General features: G+C 65.1%; 16 protein-coding genes. 8 read left to right on the forward strand and 8 right to left on the reverse strand.

Going from position 1 to position 18,450, the window contains the following annotated elements:
• Positions 1-13: 13 nt before the first annotated feature.
• From IM784_RS02460 to IM784_RS02485, 6 genes are all read right to left on the reverse strand, one after another.
• Positions 14-1,153, reverse strand: a complete 1,140-nt coding sequence (locus IM784_RS02460; protein WP_199553686.1) for an alpha/beta hydrolase family protein — start codon at positions 1,151-1,153, stop codon at positions 14-16.
• Complete coding sequence (locus tag IM784_RS02465) at positions 1,150-1,674, reverse strand: VOC family protein (protein ID WP_199553687.1); 525 nt, start codon at positions 1,672-1,674, stop codon at positions 1,150-1,152. The genes IM784_RS02460 and IM784_RS02465 overlap by 4 nt, the downstream gene beginning before the upstream one ends.
• Before the next feature lie 76 nt (positions 1,675-1,750).
• A complete protein-coding gene (gene ubiG / locus IM784_RS02470; RefSeq protein ID WP_199554172.1) occupies positions 1,751-2,476 on the reverse strand; it encodes a bifunctional 2-polyprenyl-6-hydroxyphenol methylase/3-demethylubiquinol 3-O-methyltransferase UbiG in 726 nt (241 codons plus the stop codon).
• Between the two features lie 28 nt (positions 2,477-2,504).
• Entirely contained in the window at positions 2,505-3,278 is a 774-nt protein-coding gene (locus IM784_RS02475) for an arginyltransferase (protein WP_199553688.1), read from the reverse strand.
• A gap of 444 nt (positions 3,279-3,722) precedes the next feature.
• A complete protein-coding gene (locus tag IM784_RS02480; RefSeq protein ID WP_199553689.1) occupies positions 3,723-4,919 on the reverse strand; it encodes a collagen-binding domain-containing protein in 1,197 nt (398 codons plus the stop codon).
• 160 nt (positions 4,920-5,079) lie between these two features.
• Positions 5,080-6,336: a threonine ammonia-lyase gene (locus IM784_RS02485; RefSeq protein ID WP_199553690.1), complete on the reverse strand. Its 1,257-nt coding sequence runs from the start codon at positions 6,334-6,336 to the stop codon at positions 5,080-5,082.
• Between the two features lie 122 nt (positions 6,337-6,458).
• Here IM784_RS02485 and IM784_RS02490 point away from each other — a divergent pair, with 122 nt between their 5' ends.
• Positions 6,459-7,307: an NAD(P)-dependent oxidoreductase gene (locus IM784_RS02490; RefSeq protein WP_199554128.1), complete on the forward strand. Its 849-nt coding sequence runs from the start codon at positions 6,459-6,461 to the stop codon at positions 7,305-7,307.
• Positions 7,307-8,971 carry an amidohydrolase gene (locus IM784_RS02495; protein ID WP_199553691.1) on the forward strand — a complete coding sequence of 555 codons (1,665 nt, stop codon included), beginning with the start codon at positions 7,307-7,309 and terminating at the stop codon, positions 8,969-8,971. Before IM784_RS02490 ends, IM784_RS02495 begins: the two co-directional genes overlap by 1 nt.
• 45 nt (positions 8,972-9,016) lie before the next feature.
• Here IM784_RS02495 and IM784_RS02500 read toward each other — a convergent pair whose 3' ends face one another.
• Together IM784_RS02500 and purF are read right to left on the reverse strand one after the other, a co-directional pair.
• Positions 9,017-9,754 (reverse strand): SDR family NAD(P)-dependent oxidoreductase, encoded by a 738-nt coding sequence (locus IM784_RS02500; RefSeq protein ID WP_199553692.1) that lies wholly within the window; start codon positions 9,752-9,754, stop codon positions 9,017-9,019.
• A complete protein-coding gene (purF, locus tag IM784_RS02505) occupies positions 9,754-11,241 on the reverse strand; it encodes an amidophosphoribosyltransferase (protein ID WP_199553693.1) in 1,488 nt (495 codons plus the stop codon). Before purF ends, IM784_RS02500 begins: the two co-directional genes overlap by 1 nt.
• A 137-nt stretch (positions 11,242-11,378) precedes the next feature.
• Here purF and hisI point away from each other — a divergent pair, with 137 nt between their 5' ends.
• The 6 genes from hisI to IM784_RS02535 all read left to right on the forward strand — a co-directional run bounded on the left by hisI (position 11,379) and on the right by IM784_RS02535 (position 18,365).
• Entirely contained in the window at positions 11,379-11,720 is a 342-nt protein-coding gene (gene hisI / locus IM784_RS02510) for a phosphoribosyl-AMP cyclohydrolase (protein WP_199553694.1), read from the forward strand.
• The gene (locus tag IM784_RS02515) at positions 11,717-12,367 is read left to right on the forward strand and encodes a Rossmann-fold NAD(P)-binding domain-containing protein (RefSeq protein ID WP_199553695.1); all 651 of its coding nucleotides are present in this window, start codon (positions 11,717-11,719) and stop codon (positions 12,365-12,367) included. The genes hisI and IM784_RS02515 overlap by 4 nt, the downstream gene beginning before the upstream one ends.
• Before the next feature lie 287 nt (positions 12,368-12,654).
• Positions 12,655-13,080 (forward strand): MerR family transcriptional regulator, encoded by a 426-nt coding sequence (locus tag IM784_RS02520; RefSeq protein WP_199553696.1) that lies wholly within the window; start codon positions 12,655-12,657, stop codon positions 13,078-13,080.
• Between the two features lie 3 nt (positions 13,081-13,083).
• Positions 13,084-14,880 (forward strand): acyl-CoA dehydrogenase C-terminal domain-containing protein, encoded by a 1,797-nt coding sequence (locus IM784_RS02525; protein WP_199553697.1) that lies wholly within the window; start codon positions 13,084-13,086, stop codon positions 14,878-14,880.
• A 65-nt stretch (positions 14,881-14,945) separates the two neighbouring features.
• The gene (locus tag IM784_RS02530; protein ID WP_199553698.1) at positions 14,946-16,157 is read left to right on the forward strand and encodes an acetyl-CoA C-acetyltransferase; all 1,212 of its coding nucleotides are present in this window, start codon (positions 14,946-14,948) and stop codon (positions 16,155-16,157) included.
• A 21-nt stretch (positions 16,158-16,178) separates the two neighbouring features.
• Positions 16,179-18,365: a 3-hydroxyacyl-CoA dehydrogenase NAD-binding domain-containing protein gene (locus tag IM784_RS02535; protein WP_199553699.1), complete on the forward strand. Its 2,187-nt coding sequence runs from the start codon at positions 16,179-16,181 to the stop codon at positions 18,363-18,365.
• Positions 18,366-18,450: the final 85 nt, after the last annotated feature.

Raw genomic sequence — 18,450 nt, forward strand, 5'->3', positions numbered from 1 at the left:
CGGGAGGGGAGATTCAGAAGCCTCTTTCGTTTAGCCAGTTCTTCACGGTTTCGACGGCCTGCGCGAGGTGGGCGGGCTGGCGGGCGTAATAGTGGGTGGCGCCCTGTATCGTGATCAGGGTCTTGTCGGTTGCGGCGACGGCGTCGTGCAGGCGATGGGTGTGGGTGGGGGTGCAGGCGTCGTCTGCGGAATTGCCGATGACGAGGGTGGGAATGTGGCAATCGGCGGCGCACAGCGGGCCGTCTGCGTTGGAGGTGTCGATCCCCCATTGCGAGAGCCAGGAGCGGAGCGTGGAGTAGCGACCGAGGCCGCCTGGTGCGTCGTTGATAAGGCGCGGGTCGCCCAGATAGCATTGGCCGGGGACGCGGTCGTTGGGATCGATCGAGGGATCGAGCCAGCGCGGGTCGGCCATGGTGCCGTGGATGATGAAGCTCTGTTCGGCGTTGGGGCCATCCTTGGCCTTCACATGATCGAGGCGCTGCCGAGCCCAGGCTGTGATGCGGCGGTTTCGCGCCTTCTGGCGGTCGCGGAATTCGGCCAGCCAGTCGGCGGAATAGGGCGGGGTGACCGTGCCGGCGTAGAGGTTCCACAGGGGATCGCGGGCATCGGTGGTGGTCTCGTCGGTGATCGACGGATCGAGCCATTCGGTGAGCGTGTGCGCGCGGCTGACGTGGGCGGCGAGCAGCATCATCGCGTCGGCCGGGATGAGATTGCCGAGGTCCACCGGGTCGCCCGACGGGGTTTCGGTGATGCGGGGGCGGACGGCCTGCGAGTGGTAGAAGAGGCTGAGGGAGCCGCCGCCGGACCAGCCGCCGAGCACGATTTTGCTGTAGCCCAGTTTCTCGCGGGCGTGGCGGATCCATTGGCCGAGATCTGCGAGGACCTTTTCCATGAGCAGCGCATTGTCGTTGTTTGGATAGCGGGAGACGGCACTGAGGACGTGGATGCCGGCGCCCGCGAGGCCGACCGGCATCGGCAGATAGTGCATCACCCCCATCGGGTGCATGAAGACGACCAGCGTGTCGGAGGGGGTGTCGGGTTTCAGCAGATGCGCCTGCAACTGGATCATGCCGCCGATGCCGCCATAGGTGGAGCGGACGGTCTGGACTTCGTCGAAAACGATGTGAAGCGGGATGCGCTGGAAGTTGCTCACGCCTGCAGCCTCGCCTTTTCCGTGGCGGTGCGGGCGGTCCAGTCGGCGAGGATGGCCTCTGAATTTGCCTTTTCATGCGCCATGATCGGATCGTGCTGGCTGGTGCGGGCGGTGATTTCGACCTGCAGGCCGTTGGGATCGTACATGTAGATCGATTGCACGAAGTGGTGATCGACCGGGCCGACGCATTCGACGCCCCTGGCCGCGAGGGTGGCCTTCCATTCGTGGAGCTTTTCGACACTGTCGGTTTCGAAGGCGACGTGCCGATCGAAGCCGTGCGCCTTCACGAAATGTTCGGGCCTGGCGCTGCTGGGGGCGTCGAAGAAGGCGATATAGTTGCCGTCGGGCATCTCGAAGAAGATGTGGACATAGGGGTGCGCCTTGCCGCTGCTCGGCTCCTGCTCGATGAAGAGGGCGGCTGCGACCGGCAGACCGAGCTTGCCTTCGTAGAATTCGCGGGTTTCGGCGGCGTCGCGGCAACGGAAGGCCGCGTGGTGAACGCCTTTCAGACTGTTGGTCATGGAACCTCTCCTTCGTTGGAGAGAGAATGCTTCAGTTCCTAAGGGTTTTTCAAGTGCTCGAAAGCGGAGGAGCGGGTCAGGCGTGAACCGCGGTGCCGATATAGTTGATGCGCAGGTCGTTGGAGATATGGAAGCCCCTGGTGGGTGACCAGCTGAGGCCGCTTAGCGTCTCGGTGCGGAGGCCTGCTGCGGCGAGCTTTTGCGTGAGTTCGTCCGGTGTGACGAACTGCTTCCAGTCGTGGCCGTGTTCGGGGATGAGGCGGGTGATCTTTTCGGCGCCTGCAATGAGCACGGCCCAGCTGATGGGGGTGCGGTTCGGGGTGGAGAAGACGAGCAGGCCGTCGGCGGCGAGAAGGCGGGATATCGATGACAAAAATGCTGGTATATCCGTTACATGTTCCATGACCTCAAGACAGGATATGAAGTCAAACCGGGCGGTTTCCTGCGGTTCGAAATCGGAAATCTGGGCGCATTCGTAGCGAATCGGCAGGCCTTGCGCGGCGGCGTGCGCGCGGGCTGCGGCGATGACTTCCGGGCCGGCGTCGAGACCGGTGACGTCTGCGCCCATGCGGGCCAGTGGTTCGGCAACGAGGCCTGCGCCGCAGCCGATATCGAGGGCGCGCAGGCCGGTGAGGGCGCGGCGGGATTTCGGATCGCGATCAAAGTGGGCGACGGCCGCATCGCGGATATAGGCAAGGCGAATCGGGTTGATCCGGTGCAGGAGCCGGGAACTGCCTTCGGGATCCCACCAGTCTGCAGCGAGGGTTCCGAAGAGGGCGATGTTGGCGGCGTCGGCGGTCACGGGATGGCTGTTAGCCCGAAAATGGCGTTCAGTCGATTGGCTCGAGATTGGGCGACGCGGTGGGCTGGGGTGGCAGCAGGCGCCAGCCGTGCGGGGTGAGCATCTCCAGCGGCGAGAAGCGGCGCTTGTAGTCCATGCGCGGCGAACCATCGACCCAGTAGCCGAGATAGACATAGCGCATGCCGACCTGTGCGGCGCGCAGCGCGTGATCGAGGATCATGAAGGTGCCAAGGCCGGGGCGTGCGCCGGGGCCGGTTTCGTAGAAGCTGTAAACCATCGAAAGGCCATCGGATTGCTTGTCGGTGAGGCAGGCGCCGATCAGCTTTCCGGGGCGGCCGTCGGTGGAGCGCTCGCGATATTCGACGACGACGGTATCGACCGGCGAGGTTTCGATCATTTCGGCGAAATCATAACCGTCCATGCTGGCCATGCCGCCGCGCGGGTGGCGATCCTTCAGGTAGCGGCGGAGGAGATCGAACTGTTCCTCTGTGGCCCAGGCATCGCAGGCTGCGACATCGAGATCGGCGTTGCGGCGGATCAGCCTGCGCTGGGACTGGCTGGGGGTGAACTGGCTGGCGACGATGCGCACCGATACGCAGGCGTTGCAGCCTTCGCAACTGGGGCGATAGACGACATTCTGGCTGCGGCGGAACCCGATGCGGCCGAGGCCCTCGCTCATGCGCTGGGCGTCGGCGCCGCGAAGCTCTGCGAAGACCTTTCGTTCGGTGCGGCCCGGAAGATAGGGGCAGGGGCTCTCTGCAGTGACGAAGAATCGGGGGAAGCGTGTTGGCTGGTCGGTCATGGCGCGACCTTTGACTGGAAGGCTTGCGGTGCGCAGGCGGAAGCCTTCGGGGCGGTTGGCCCGACGGTGCTTCTGGTCCTGGTCTGCCGCTGCTGCGCCTTCATATCACCTCACAAGGCCCGCGCCCCGGATCGCCAAGGCGCCGCGGCAAATCATGCACAAGTCGTGGAAGGGGCGCAATGCAGGAGTGTACATGCCGGCCAGCCCCGCGGGGCGGCCGGTGCTGACAAGGCGCAGCCTTATGAGATCGTCCGACAGATCCCGGCAGGCCATTCGACTCCGCACGACCCCTTCCGCCGTGCTCGCTTGCTTTAGCGGGATCGGCTGGTTGCTCCAATCCGGGGAGGAGGAGAAGGAACCGGAACGGCTGTAGTTATGGCATTTGGGATGCGAAAACCCCGCCCGGTTTCCCGGACGGGGTCTCAGTTCCGGCCTGTGCGTGGTTCAGGCGGCGGCGCGGGCGAGGGTGGTGCGCCGGCGGCGCGCGGTGGCGCCGATAAAGCCGAAGCCGAGGATCAGCATCGCCCAGGTGCCGGGTTCCGGAAGGACCGGCGGCGGTTCGGTGCCGAATGGGACGTTCGGATCGAAGTTCTCGAGGTGGACTTCTCCGCCCTGGTTGAAGATCGCGGTGACCAGCGTTCCCTCGATCGGGGTGCGGTTGGCGACCTTCAGGAAGGGGGCGAGGATGGAACCCTGAACCTGCCGGTCGGTGGTGAGGGTGTCGTTCAGATCGTAGCCGCTGGCGAAGTTGAAGAGGACGTTGTCGTTGTAGAGCGTCTTGCTGCCGAAGGCGCCGTCGATCGTGTTGAAGCCCCAATTGTAGTTGACGGCGGCCGCGGGATCGCCGCCGATGCCCTGTATGTTGACGATCGTCACAAGATTGGGATCGAAGTTGTAGCTGATCGCCCGGACCTTGTTGCTGTCGAAGAAGTCGGAGGCGTTGACGTTGAGGACGGCGTAGCCGTCGGCGCCGGCGACTGCCGTCAGCTTGACGTTGTTGCCGTCGCTATAGTCGATGCCGCTGCCGGCGGTGGTGGAAAAGCCGTTCAGGGTCGTCGAAAACAGCGTGAGATCTGCGATCAGCTTGTCGCGCTGGAGGACGAGCGCGTTTTGCAGCGGCACCGAATAGGCTGCGCCGAGGTTCTGGTTGATCACGGCGCCATTGTTGCCGCCGGAGAAGCTGCCGCCGACATTGACCGTCGAGCCGGAGGGCGCGTTGAAACTGGCGTTGCCGCCGATGTTCACGATCATGTTGCCGGGGTTGAGGCTGCCGGAGAAATTGCCGCCGATGGTGAGGGCGGGGGGCGTGCCGATCTGGTTGCCGGTGGTGCCGTCGGGGCCGTTGTTGATGTTGCCGATCGACGTGGCATTGCCGACCACGGTGAGGATGGGCAGGCTGGACGCGAGGCTCTGGCTGTAGGTGGGATTGCCGATGCCGTAGATGCCGGAGCCGCTGAGCGAGCCGCCGACGAAGGTCTTGCCCTCTACGTCGTGGCCGCCGGACATGTCGCCGAAGACGATGACGTTATATTCGTTCATCGCCTTGACCGCGTCTACGACGCTGCCGGTGGCGTTTGAAGGAATGGCGATCGCCATTGCGGCTGCGCCCACCAGAATCCTGGCGAGAATCTTGACGTGCATCTATCTGCCCCTGAACAGAGAGAATTGATATGCGAAGTTCCGATACTTCGCATCTGCAATAGATCAGAAGACGCCAAATTGTCTATCGGGCGCGGAGCCGTTAACCAAAATTGTTACTTAAGGTAACAAGGGGAAACCATAGGCTTTGCGCCGGCGGATCCTATCCCAGTTCGACCTTTGTCACCTCGTAGCCGGCACCGCGCAGCGCCTCGATCAGCCGTTCGAGGTGATCGCCGCCGCGGGTCTCGCACTCGATTTCGGTCATCAGGCCCTTGGCGGGCAGGTTGGTGAAGACGCGGTGGTGCGCGACCTCCAGGATGTTGACCTGCTGCTGGTCGAAGATGCGGGCGACGCCGTAGAGCTGGCCCGGGCGGTCCTTCAGGCGGATGCGCAGGCGGGCGAGGCGGCCCGAGCGCGCGAGATCGCGCAGCAGGACGTTGGCGAGAAGGCGGGTGTCGATGTTGCCGCCGCACAGCACGAGGCCGACGGTGCGGCCGCGGAAGCGGCGCGGGTTGGCGAGGAGGGCGGCGAGGCCGGCGGCGCCAGCGCCCTCCACCACCGTCTTCTCGATGGAGAGGAGCATGGCGACTGCGCGCTCCAGATCGCGTTCGCCGACCAGCAAGACGTCGGAGACGAGCTTGCGGACGACGGGCACGGTGAGCGAGCCGGGCGACTTGACGGCGATGCCTTCGGCCAGCGTATCGCCGTCTGCGACGACGGGTTCGCCCATCAGCGTTGCCTTCATCGACGGGTAGAGTTCGGCCTGGACGCCGACGATGTCGCATTTGGGGGAGAGTTCGGAGGCGATGACCGAGCAGCCGGAGATGAGGCCGCCGCCGCCGATGGGGACGACGAGGGTGTCGATCTCCGGCGCGTCGGTGAGCATTTCGAGCCCGACGGTGCCTTGCCCGGCCATGACGAGCGGATCGTTGAAGGGGTGGACGAAGACGAGGCCGCGCCGCTCGGCGATGAGCTGGGCGTGGGCGGTTGCTTCCTCCAGCTTTTCGCCGTGCAGGATGACTTCGGCGTCGTGGCCCTCGGTCTGCTGCACCTTTATCAGCGGCGTGAAGCGCGGCATGACGATGGTGGCGGGGATGCCGAGGCGCCTGGCGTGATAGGCGAGGCCCTGCGCGTGGTTGCCGGCCGACATGGCGATGACGCCGCGCTGGCGTTCGTCGGGCGTGAGGGCGAGCAGGCGGTTCAGAGCGCCGCGCTCCTTGTAGGCGGCGGTGAACTGCAGATTCTCGAACTTGAGGAAGACGCGGCTGCCGGTGAGCTGGCCGAGCGTCCTGGATTCGAGGGTGGGCGTGCGGACTACCTGGCCGGCAATGGCCTCTGCCGCCCGCATGACGTCGGCCGGCGCGATGGCGAGCGCGGCGTCGGTGGCGAGGTCGGGAGAGGTGGGCAGGCTGGCCATGTCCTTGGGTTCCGTTTGCTGTGAAGCGGAGGGCCTAGAGGATACGGCGGCGCGGCGCAAACCCGGCGTGGCTTGCGCAGGCGGCGGGGGCGCGGCATGGGGGCGACATGGGGAAAGGCGACATGGGGAAAATCGCATTTGTCGGATTGGGCGTGATGGGGTGGCCGATGGCCCGCCATCTGGCTTCGGCGGGCCATGAGTTGCGGCTGTTCAACCGGACTGCGGAGAAGGCCGGGCGTTTTGCGGCTGCCTATGGCGGGCTGCCGTGTGCGACCGTTGCCGAGGCGGCTGACGGCGCCGATGCGCTGGTGACCTGCGTGGGCAATGATGCCGATGTGCGGCAGGTGACGGCGGACGGGTTCCGCACGCTGCCGGATGGCGCCTTGTTCATCGATCACTCGACGATTTCGGCGCGTCTGGCGCTGGAGATTGCCGGGACCAACCCGCGGCTTCGCTGTGTGGATGCGCCGGTTTCCGGCGGGCAGGCCGGGGCCGAGGCCGGGCAGCTGGCTGTCATGTGCGGGGGGACCGACGCGGCTGTGGAAGCGGCGCGGCCGATCGTCGAGGCCTATGGGCGGCGGATCGTGCGGATCGGGCCGGCCGGGCATGGGCAGCTGGCGAAGTGCGTGAACCAGATCGCCATCGCCGGGCTGGTGCAGGGGCTTTCGGAAGCGATGGCCTTTGCGGTGAAGGCCGGGCTCGATACCGAGGCGCTGCTGGACGCCATCGGCAAGGGCGCGGCGCAGAGCTGGCAGATGGACAATCGGGCGCGGACGATGGTGGAGGGGAAGTTCGACTTTGGCTTCGCCGTCGACCTGATGCGGAAGGACCTGGGGCTGGTGCTGGACGAGGCGGCCGGGAATGGCGCGCAGCTGGAGGTGACGCGGCTGGTGGATGGCTATTATGCCGAGGTGCAGGCGATGGGCGGTGGGCGCAACGATACCTCTTCGCTGATCCGGAGGCTGCTGTGATGCGGGCGATGTTGGCGCTGCTGTTGCTGGGCGCTGCGACGTCGGCGGAGGCAGCGAAGACGCTGGTGGTGAACGCCAACGGCTATACGCTGGAAGCGAATGGGGGGTTGCGGCGCTTTTCCGGGCTGCTGGTGGGCGATGACGGCAAGGTTCTGGCGTTGCTGCAGCGCGGGGCGGCCGAGCCGAAGCTGGTGGCGGGCGATTTCCGGCTGGATGCGAAGGGGCGGACGCTGATCCCCGGGCTGATCGATGCGCATGGGCATCTGATGGCGCTGGGGTTGCAGCTGCGCAGCCTGGACCTGAACGCTGCAACCAGCCTTGCCGATGCGCAGGCGAAGACGGCGGCCTATGCGGCGAAGGATACATCGTCTGGCTGGATCCGCGGCGGCGGCTGGAATCAGGTGAGCTGGGGCACTGGCATGCCGACGGCGGCTGATCTGGATGCGGCGCATGCGGCCCGGCCCGTGTGGTTGAGCCGGGTGGACGGGCATGCAGGCTGGGCGAATACGGCGGCGCTGAAGGTGGCGGGGATCACCAGGGCGACGAAGGACCCCGCCGGCGGGCGGATTCTGCGCGACGCGGCGGGGAACCCGACCGGGGTGCTGATCGATGCGGCGATGGACCTGGTGGAGAAGGTGGCGCCACCGCCGTCTGCCGGCGAGATGGAGAAGGCGCTGGAAGCGGCGCTGAAGCATCTGGCGTCTGTCGGCCTGACAGGCGTGCACGACATGGGTGTCGAGCCGCAGGCCTGGGCGCTGTATCGGGCCTTTGGCGACGATGGGCGCCTGAGCCTGCGGATTACCGGCTATGCGGCCGGGATGCCCTCGATGGAGGCGATTGCGCCGCTGCGGCCGACGCCATGGCTGTATGGCGACCGGCTGCGGCTGCAGGGCGTTAAAATCTATGGCGATGGGGCGCTGGGGAGCCGGGGGGCGTGGCTGCTGAAGCCCTATTCCGATGAGCCGGGGTCGCGCGGGCTGCAGTTTCTGGACGACACCAAGGAAAAGAACCTGTTCAGCCGAAGCAACTATCTGGGCTATCAGGTGGCCGTGCATGCGATTGGCGACGCGGCCATCCGGCAGGCGCTGGACAGCTTTGCAGAGATCCGGCCGACCTATGGCGACAAGCTGCGCAACCGGATCGAGCATGCGCAGGTGATCGATCTGGCCGACATCCCACGCTTTGCCGAGCTGAAGATCACCGCCTCGGTACAGCCGACGCATGCGACTTCGGACAAGGCGATGGCGGAAAGCCGGATCGGGCCGGACCGGTTGCAGGGGGCCTATGCCTGGGTGAGCCTGCTGAAGGCGGGCGTGGCGCTGGCGTTGGGATCGGATTTCCCGGTGGAGCCTGCGAACCCCTTTTATGGTCTGCATGCGGCGGTGACCCGGCAGGATCGGCAGGGCCAGCCGCCGGGGGGGTGGCATCCGGAGCAGGCACTGACGCTGCAGCAGGCGTTTTCGGGCTTTACGCTGGATGCGGCGAAGGCGGGGCTGGCCGAGGATAGGGTAGGGACGCTGGAAGTGGGGCGCTGGGCGGACTTCCTGCTGCTGGACCGCGATCCGTTCACGATCGCCCCGGCCGAGCTGCCGCAGGTGGTGGTGCAGGAAACCTGGCTGGGCGGCGCGCGGGTGTTTGTGCGCGGGGCTGCCGGCGGGCAGTGAAGCCGCCGTCTGCGGTGACGGTATCGCGCGGGACCGGGCGCGCGCCTAGGCGGCGGCCGACACTGTTGCTCCGCCGTCCTTTGCGACCCTGAGCCGGGTGAGGCCCTTGCCCAGAGACGGCAGGGCCGCGGCAATGGCGTCGGCGACGGTGTCCGGCGTTTTCAGGGACATGGGATCTTCGCCGGGGAAGGCGCGGGCGCGCATGGTGGTGCGGGTGCCGCCCGGATCGACCAGAAGGACGTTGACGCCGAGCGCCTGCATTTCGGCGGCATAGACGCCGACGAGGTTTTCGAGCGCCGCCTTGGAGGCGGAATAGGCGCCCCAATAGGCCTCGGCGCGGGTGGCGACCGAGGAGGTGACGGCGACGATGGTGCCGCGCGCGCGGCGGAGCATCGGATCGAAGGCGCGGATCATCCGCCACTGGGCGGTGACGTTCAGCGCCATCACGCCCTCGAACTCGCGCGGGCTGGCATGGGCGACCGGCGAGAGGGTGCCGAGCGTGGCGGCGTTCAGGACGAGGAGGTCGAGGCTCTCCCAGCGGCCGGAGATGGCGGCTGCCAGCTTGTCGATTTCGTCGCCCTTCAGGAGGTCCACGGGGGCGATGGTGGCCGTGCCGCCTGCCGCGTGGATCGCATCTTCGGTCTTGATCAGGTCATCCTCTGTCCGGGCGGTGAGGATGACGTGGTAACCCTCTGATGCGAGGCGGATGGCGGTGGCGGCGCCGATGCCGCGGCTGGCGCCGGTGACGAGAGCGAGCCTGGGGGCAGATATCTGATCCGACATCAGGCGTTGGCTTCCGAGACGAGGCGGAGCTGCGGGATAGTCTCGCACTGTTCCTGATCGGTGAGGCGGGTGGGATAATCGCCGGTGAAGCAGGCGTCGCAATATTGCGGGGCGGCGGGTTTGCGGGACTGTTCGCCCAGCGCGCGGTAGAGCCCGTCTATGGAGATGAAGGCGAGGCTGTCGGCGCCGATATAGGCGCGCATCGCCTCCACATCCATTTGTGCCGCGAGCAGCTTGGAACGCTCGGGCGTGTCGACGCCGTAGTAGCAGCTGTTGGTGGTGGGCGGGCTGGCGATGCGGAGATGGACTTCGGCGGCTCCGGCGTCGCGCAGCATCTGCACGATCTTCACGCTGGTGGTGCCGCGCACGACGCTGTCGTCGATGAGGACGAGACGCTTGCCGTGGATCATCGCGCGGTTGGCATTGTGCTTCAGCTTTACGCCGAGGTGGCGGATCTGGTCGCCCGGCTGGATGAAGGTGCGGCCGACATAATGGGAGCGGATGATGCCGAGCTCGAAGGGGATGCCGGCGGCCTGCGCGTAGCCGATGGCGGCCGGCGTGCCGGAATCGGGGACGGGGACGACCATGTCGGCGATGACCGGCGATTCCGCTGCGAGTTCGGCGCCGATCGATTTGCGCACCTGATAGACGGAGAGGCCATCCGAGAAGCTGTCGGGGCGGGAGAAATAGACCTGCTCGAAGATGCAGGGGCGGGCGTTCTGGCGCTCGAACGGCTTCAGCGACTTCAGGCCGTCGTCGTTGATGACGACGAGCTCGCCCGGCTCGATGGAGCGGATGAAGCTGGCGCCGACGATGTCCAGGGCGACGGTTTCGGAGGCGAGAATCCAGCTTTCGCCGAGCTTGCCCAGCACCAGCGGGCGGATGCCGAGCGGATCGCGGCAGGCGATCAGGCCTTCGGGCGTGAGGCAGATGAGCGAGTAGGCGCCTTCGACCTGTTTCAGCGCGTCGATGATGCGATCGAGCAGCGTGCGGAAGGTGGAGGTGGCGACGAGGTGGATGATGACCTCTGTATCGGACGAGGACTGGAAGATGGAGCCGCGGCGGATGAGTTCCGACTTCAGCGTGAAGGCGTTGGAGAGGTTGCCGTTGTGGGCGACGGCGAAACCGCCCGAGGCGAGATCGGCATAGAGCGGCTGGACATTGCGCAGCGCCGTTTCGCCGGTGGTGGAGTAGCGGTTGTGGCCGATGGCCGTGCTGCCGACCAGGCGATCGATCACGTCGGGGCGATCGAAGTTGCCGGCGACATGGCCCATGGCGCGGTGGACGTGGAATTCGCGGCCGTCGTGGCTGACGATGCCGGCGGCTTCCTGGCCGCGATGCTGCAGGGCGTGGAGACCAAGCGCGACCATGGCGGAAGCCTGGGTGGCCCCCCAGACACCGAAGACGCCACATTCTTCGTGGAGCTTGTCATCCTCAAAGGGATCGGTGGAGAGCGGGATCATCCCGTCGCCTGCGATGGAAGCCATATGGGGTCTGCCTGTCTTGTGGGCCGACTGTCTTGTGGGCCGAATACTATTGTGGGGTGGGCGCTGGCCAGCCATGTAGGGGTTTGGGCGCCGTTTGTCGCTAGTTTATGTGTCATTGAAAGGTCATTCTTTTCCGCATGGCTGACATGTTCCAACCGAAATTCGATCTTCAGGGGCTGGTGACGGCGGTGGTGACGCATGCCGAAACAGGCGAGGTGCTGATGGTGGCGCACATGAATGCCGAGGCCATTGCCAGAACGCGGGAGACGGGGCGGGCGCATTTCTGGTCTCGCAGCCGCCAATCGCTGTGGTTGAAGGGCGAGACCTCGGGGCATTTCCTGAATGTGCGGGAGGTGCTGGTGGACTGCGATCAGGACTGTTTGTGGGTGAAAGCGCTGCCGGAGGGGCCGGCGTGCCATACCGGGGCTGACAGTTGCTTCTTCCGCCGGCTGGAGCCCGAGGGTTTGGTGCCGGCGTGACCGTGCTGCTGGCAGGCGGGACGGGGCTTGTGGGCGGGCTGGTGCTGGACAGGTTGCTGGCGCGCGGCGAGGCGGTGGTTTCGGTGGGGCGGCGGAGGAGCGGGAAATCGGGCACGGGCCTGACCGAGCTGCAGGTGGATGTTGCGCAGCTGCCGCCGCTGCCGGCTGCGCGCGCTGCGATTTGTGCGCTGGGCACGACGATGGCGACGGCCGGGAGCCGCCAGGCCTTTCGGGCTGTGGACCAGGTTGCTGTTCTGGCTTTTGCCAGGGCGGCCTTGCGGGCGGGCGCCAGGCAGTTTGTGCTGGTATCGGCCGTTGGCGCGGACCCTGGGGCGGGGGCTTTCTATTCGCGTGTGAAGGGCGAAGTGGAACGGGAAGTTCGCGGCCTGGGATTCGCGCGGGTGGATGTGATCCGGCCGGGGCTGATCCTCGGGCCGCGGAAGGAGCGGCGGCCGGCGGAAGCTGTTTTTCAGTGGCTGGCGCCGAAAATCGATTTTCTGTTGGCCGGGGAGCTTTCGCGGTTTCGTTCGGTTTCGGCTGGAACTGTGGCGGATGCAATTGTTGCCATTCTTCAGGAAGATGAGCCGGGCGTATTCATGCACCACTACAAGGAGTTGGTGCAGACATCAGAGATAGCGGGATTCTAATGGCTTAACCAATGCCAGAATTGATGACTTAAGAATTCTGTGCCATTGTCGTTGCTGGCAGTGTCGGTTCGCCGGCTATTGCCAGAGCTTCCGCACTATTCAGGGTCGGACTCCACCGTCCCGCTGCATCGGATTTATCCGGTGCGGCGGGCGGCAGTGGTTTTCTGCAATATCCTTACCATATCCGTTGTCGTGCTGCCGGCTGGTCCGGCATTCGTTATTGACGTGCACGTAAAGGTAAGAATATGATCCGGGCCATGGGAGAGGGATCAAAAGGGGAGTCGGTTATGGCTCGGGGGAGTGCTGCGGCCGCGGCGAGAGCGGCCACTTTGGGCGGCAGCGATTCGCAGTTCAGCATTACGGATCTGGCGCGGGAGTTTGCCGTTACCTCGCGGACGCTTCGTTTCTATGAGGACGAGGGTCTGATCCATCCGATGCGGCGGGGCACCACCCGCCTCTATTCACGGGCCGACCGTGCGCGGCTGGCGTGGATCCTGCGCGGGCGGGCCGTTGGATTCTCGCTGGCCGATATTCGCGAGCTTCTGGACATGTATGCCCCGGGCGAGGCCCGGCGGGCGCAGCTGGAGGCGACCTTTGCCAAATGCCGGGAGCGGATCGTGGCGCTGGAGGCCCAGCGTGCGGCGATCGACGCCACCATCGCCGAAATTTCCGAATTCTGTCGCAGCATCGACGAAACGATCAACGGAGACTGACGAATGCCGACCACCTATCGCGCCCCGGTGAAGGACACCCAGTTCGTGCTGAAGCATGTGGTGGGGCTGGATCGTTACAGCAATCTGCCGGGCTTTGCCGAAGCGACGCCGGACATGGTGCAGGCGATCCTGGAGGAGGGGGCCAAGTTCGTGGAGGGTGTGCTGCACCCGTTGAACCAGTCGGGCGACCTGGAGGGCTGCACGCGGCATGACGATGGCAGCGTGACGACCCCCAAGGGGTTCAAGGAGGCCTATGCGGCGTTCGTGGAGGGCGGCTGGGGCACGTTGATGTCGCCGAAGCAGTATGGCGGGCAGGGGTTGCCGCATGTGCTGGGGTCTGCGTTCGAGGAGTATCTGGCGTCTTCGAACATGGCCTTTTCCATGTATCCGGGGCTGACGCAGGGGGCGGTGAGCTCCATCTATGTGGCCGGTTCCGACGAGCAGAAGGCGACTTACCTGCCGAACATGATTTCCGGCCGCTGGACGGGGACGATGAACCTGACGGAGCCGCATTGCGGGACCGATCTGGGGCTTATCAAGACCAAGGCCGAGCCGAAGGCCGATGGGTCTTGGAAGGTGACGGGGACGAAGATCTTCATCTCCTCTGGCGAGCATGATCTGGCCGAGAATATCGTGCATCTGGTGCTGGCGAAGACGCCGGGGGCGCCGGACAATGTGAAAGGCATTTCGCTGTTTATCGTGCCGAAGTTCCTGGTGAACGGGGACGGCTCGCTGGGGGCGCGGAACAGCCTGTCGTGCGGATCGATCGAGCACAAGATGGGCATTCACGCCAACAGCACCTGCGTGATGAACTATGATGGCGCGACCGGTTATCTGGTGGGCGAGGAGATGAAGGGCCTGAAGGCCATGTTCATCATGATGAACGTGGCGCGGCTGGGCGTGGGCGGGCAGGGGCTTTCGCAGTCCGAGATCGCCTATCAGAACGCTGTCGCCTATGCGAAGGACCGCTTGCAGGGGCGGTCGCTGACCGGGCCGAAGAACCCCGAAGGCAAGGCTGACAGCATTCTGGTGCACCCGGATGTGCGGCGGATGCTGTTGAATGCGAAGGCCTTTAACGAGGGTGCGCGGGCTTTGTGCCTGTGGGCGGCGCTGCAGGCCGATCTGGCGCATGGGGCGGAGACGCCCGAGGAGCGCGAGGCGGCGGACGATCTGCTGTCTCTGCTGACGCCGGTGATCAAGGGCTATCTGACCGACGAGGGCTATGCGAACGCGACCAACGCCCAGCAGGTGTTTGGCGGGCACGGCTATATCGCCGAGTGGGGCATGGAGCAGTTCGTGCGCGATGCGCGGATTGCGATGATCTATGAGGGTGCGAACGGCATCCAGGCGCTGGATCTTGTCGGCCGGAAGCTGGCGCAGAATGGCGGGCGCGGGCTGCGGGCGTTTTTGGCGCTGGTGGATGGCGGCATTGCCGATGCGCGCGCTATCGAGGCGCTGAAGGGGCAGGCGGATGCGCTGGCGGCGGCCAAGGGCAAGCTGGAGGGGGCGACCTTCTGGCTGATGCAGCATGCGATGGCGAACCCGGACAATGCGGGCGCCGGCTCCACCGCCTATCTGCGGTTGCTGGGGCTGGTGACCTTTGGCCATTTCTGGCTGCTGATGGCGAAGGCGAGCAGCGAGGCGCTGGCCGAGGGGGCTGACGACAAGGCCTTTTATGAAGCCAAGCTGCTTACGGCGAAGCATTTCTTCGAGCGGCAGTTGCCGGATGTTCACAGTCTTGCGGCACAGGTGGAAGCCGGAGCGGAGACGCTGATGGCGATGCCGGCGGACGCTTTCTGACCTTTGCGCCAGCTTGCCGTGCGGGTTGGCAACTGTATCGAGCGATAGACTTATTGGAGGACATCATGGCCGAAGCCTATATTTACGACACCGTCCGCACGCCGCGCGGCAAGGGCCGCAAGGACGGCAAGCTGCATGAGATCACGCCGATCCAGCTGGCGACGCAGATGCTGCAGGCGATCCGCGACCGGAACCAGATCGATACGGCTGATGTCGACGATGTCGTGCTGGGCTGCGTCTCTCCGGTGGCGGAGCAGGGCGCGGATATTGCCCGCGTGGCGGCGCTGAACGCGGATTATGCCGAGACGACGGCCGGCGTGCAGGTGAACCGCTTCTGCGCTTCGGGACTGGAAGCCGTGAACATGGCCGCAGCCAAGGTGATTGCCGGCGAGGCCGAGTTTGCCATCGGCGGCGGGGTGGAGAGCATGAGCCGCATTCCGATGGGCTCGGATGGCGGCGCCTGGCCGATGGACCCGGCGGTGGCGTTCAAGACCTATTTCGTGCCGCAGGGCGTGGGGGCGGACTTGATCGCGACCAAGTTCGGCTTTTCGCGCGATGATGTGGACGCCTATGCGATGGAATCTCAAAAACGGGCTGCAAAGGCTTGGGAAGAAAAGCGCTTTGCGAAGTCCATTGTGCCGGTGAAGGATGTGATCGGCGAAGTGGTGCTGGGGCATGACGAGTATATGCGGCCGGGCACGGACATGCAGTCTCTTGCCAGCCTGCAGCCGGCCTTTGCCGCCATCGGCGAGCAGATGCCGGGCTTCGACGCGATTGCGCTGATGCGCTACCCGGAGATCGAGCGGATCAACCATGTGCACCATGCCGGCAACTCGTCGGGGATTGTCGATGGCGCCTCTGCCGTGCTGGTCGGCAACAAGGAAATCGGGGCGAAATATGGCCTGAAGCCGCGGGCGCGGATCAAGGGCATGGCCTCGATCGGTTCGGAGCCGGCAATCATGCTGACCGGGCCGGCCGATGTGACGACCAAGCTGCTGAAGCGGCTGGGGATGACCGTTGCCGACATCGACCTGTTCGAGCTGAACGAGGCGTTTGCCAGCGTGGTGCTGCGGATGATGCAGGCGCTGGATATCCCGCATGAGAAGATGAACGTGAACGGCGGCGCGATTGCCATGGGCCACCCGCTGGGCGCCACCGGCGGCATGATCCTGGGCACCGTGCTGGACGAGCTGGAGCGGACGGGCAAGCAGACCGCGCTGGTGACACTGTGCGTCGGCGCCGGGATGGGCACCGCAACCGTTATCGAGCGCATCTGAATTAGTTGAGGGACCAAGAACATGACCGATCAAGCCATTCGCCAGGATCTCGACGCCGACGGAATCCTGCTGCTGACCATCGATTGCCCCGGGCTGTCGATGAATGTGATCAATGCCGATCTTTCGCGCGATCTGGCGGCCGCCGTGGAGCGGATCAAGACTGACGCTGCTGTGAAGGGCGCGGTGCTGACGTCGGGCAAGCCGTCCGGGTTTGTGGCTGGCGCCGATCTGAAGGGCATGAACTTTCAGGGGGATGCGGCGGCTGCCGCGAAGAACAGTGGCAAGTCGAAGATGGCGGTGCTGTTCGAAGGCGTTTCCGGCCTGCAGAATCTGCTGCGCTCGCTGGAGACGGCGGGCAAGCCGGTTGCGGTTGCGCTGAACGGGCTTGCGCTGGGGGGTGGGCTGGAGATCGCGCTGGCCTGCCATTACCGCGTGGCTGCGGATAATCCCAGGATCGTGTTTGGCCTTCCGGAAGTGCTGGTTGGGCTGTTCCCCGGTGCGGGTGGGACGCAGCGCTTGCCACGTATCATGGGTGTGCAGCCGGCGTTAATGTATCTGCTGCAGGGCAAGAATATGAGCCCGCAGGAAGCGCTTGGCTTTGGCGTGGTGCAGGAAGTGGCGCCTGCTGCGGAGATCGTCGACCGGGCGAAGGCCTGGGTGAAGGCGAACCCGACGAAGTTCACCCAGCCTTGGGATGAGAAGAGCTTCAAATTCCCCGGTGGCGCCGGTGCGACGAACCCGAACTTTGCCCAGACGTTCATTGGCGGCAATGCCATGGCGCACAAGCAATCCAATGGGAACATGAACCAGATCAAGGCGATATTGAGCGTTGTTTATGAGGGTGCTCAACTTCCCTTTGATACGGCGCTGCGTCTGGAATCGAAATATTTCGCCAAGGTGGTGGCCGATCCGCAATCCTCTAACATGATCCGCTCGCTGTTCGTTTCGAAGCAGGCGGCGGAGAAGGGGGCGCGGCGGCCGAAGAATGTGCCGCCGATGAAGACGAAGAAGGTGGGCATGCTGGGCGCTGGCCTGATGGGGGCAGGCATTGCCATGGTGTCGGCGCAGGCCGGGATCGACGTGGTGCTGCTGGATCGCGATCAGGCGGCTGCCGACAAGGGCAAGCAATATACCGCCGACCGGCTCGCCAAGCGGCGGACGTCGCCGGAGAAGACCGCCGAAGTGCTGGGGCGCATCCATGCGACGACCGACTATGCCGACCTGAAGGGTTGCGACCTGATCATCGAGGCGGTGTTCGAAACGCGCGAGATCAAGGCGGACGTGACCAGGGCGACCGAAGCGGTTGTCGGTGCGGACACGATCTTTGGCTCCAACACGTCGACGCTGCCGATCACCGGGCTGGCGGAAGCGTGGAGCAAGCCGGAGAATTTCATCGGCATCCACTTCTTCTCTCCGGTGGAGAAGATGCCGCTGGTGGAAATCATCGTCGGCAAGAAGACCGGGCCTGAGGCGATTGCCAAGGCGCTGGACTATGTGGCGCAGATCAAGAAGACGCCGATTGTCGTGAACGACAGCCGCGGCTTCTATACCTCGCGCTGCTTTGGCACCTTTGTGCAGGAGGGCCTGGCCATGCTGGGCGAAGGCGTGACGCCTGCGCTGATCGAGAATGTGGCAAAGCAGATGGGCATGCCCGTCGGCCCGCTGGCGGTGAACGACGAAGTCGGGCTCGACCTGTCCTATAAGGTGGGGCAGCAGACGAAGAAGGATCTGGGCGACGCCTACAAGCCCGGCCCGGGCGAGGCTGTTATCGAGAAGATGATGGAGCTGGGCCGGCATGGCCGGAAGAATGGCAAGGGCTTCTATGCCTATCCGGAAGACGGCAGCCCGAAGCATCTGTGGCCCGAGCTGTCGGCCAACTTCCCGGTTTCGGCCGAGCAGCCGACGCCTGCCGACGTGAAGGAGCGGTTGCTCTATCGCCAGCTGGTGGAAACGGCGCGCTGCTTTGCCGAAGGCGTGCTGGAGACGCCGGAAGACGGCGATCTGGGTGCCATTTTCGGTTGGGGGTTCATGCCGCAATCGGGGGGGCCGTTCAGCGCGATGGACACCATCGGACTGCCGACCGTGGTGCAGAATCTGGACCGCCTGACGCAGACATATGGCGAGCGCTTCGCACCGCCGCAGCTGCTGCGCGACATGGCGGAGAAGGACGAGAGTTTTTATGGGAATGCCGCGAAGAAGGCGGCCTGATCTGCGATAATGGTTGGAAGGGGTGGCAGGCGACTGCCGCCCCTTTTTTTTGCGCAATTGGCTAGGTTGCGCGGGCGCCGGGGGC

The sequence above is a fragment of the Sandaracinobacteroides hominis genome (assembly GCF_016464365.1).
In the GTDB taxonomy this organism is placed as follows: domain Bacteria; phylum Pseudomonadota; class Alphaproteobacteria; order Sphingomonadales; family Sphingomonadaceae; genus Sandaracinobacteroides; species Sandaracinobacteroides hominis.

Coding starts and splice junctions, on each gene's coding strand:
- IM784_RS02465 (WP_199553687.1), bottom strand. CDS start 1,674: ATGACCAACAGTCTGAAAGGCGTTCACCACGCGGCCTTCCGTTGCCGC.
- IM784_RS02475 (WP_199553688.1), bottom strand. CDS start 3,278: ATGACCGACCAGCCAACACGCTTCCCCCGATTCTTCGTCACTGCAGAG.
- IM784_RS02480 (WP_199553689.1), bottom strand. CDS start 4,919: ATGCACGTCAAGATTCTCGCCAGGATTCTGGTGGGCGCAGCCGCAATG.
- IM784_RS02485 (WP_199553690.1), bottom strand. CDS start 6,336: ATGGCCAGCCTGCCCACCTCTCCCGACCTCGCCACCGACGCCGCGCTC.
- IM784_RS02490 (WP_199554128.1), top strand. CDS start 6,459: ATGGGGAAAATCGCATTTGTCGGATTGGGCGTGATGGGGTGGCCGATG.
- IM784_RS02495 (WP_199553691.1), top strand. CDS start 7,307: ATGCGGGCGATGTTGGCGCTGCTGTTGCTGGGCGCTGCGACGTCGGCG.
- IM784_RS02500 (WP_199553692.1), bottom strand. CDS start 9,754: ATGTCGGATCAGATATCTGCCCCCAGGCTCGCTCTCGTCACCGGCGCC.
- purF (WP_199553693.1), bottom strand. CDS start 11,241: ATGGCTTCCATCGCAGGCGACGGGATGATCCCGCTCTCCACCGATCCC.
- hisI (WP_199553694.1), top strand. CDS start 11,379: ATGGCTGACATGTTCCAACCGAAATTCGATCTTCAGGGGCTGGTGACG.
- IM784_RS02520 (WP_199553696.1), top strand. CDS start 12,655: ATGGCTCGGGGGAGTGCTGCGGCCGCGGCGAGAGCGGCCACTTTGGGC.
- IM784_RS02525 (WP_199553697.1), top strand. CDS start 13,084: ATGCCGACCACCTATCGCGCCCCGGTGAAGGACACCCAGTTCGTGCTG.
- IM784_RS02530 (WP_199553698.1), top strand. CDS start 14,946: ATGGCCGAAGCCTATATTTACGACACCGTCCGCACGCCGCGCGGCAAG.
- IM784_RS02535 (WP_199553699.1), top strand. CDS start 16,179: ATGACCGATCAAGCCATTCGCCAGGATCTCGACGCCGACGGAATCCTG.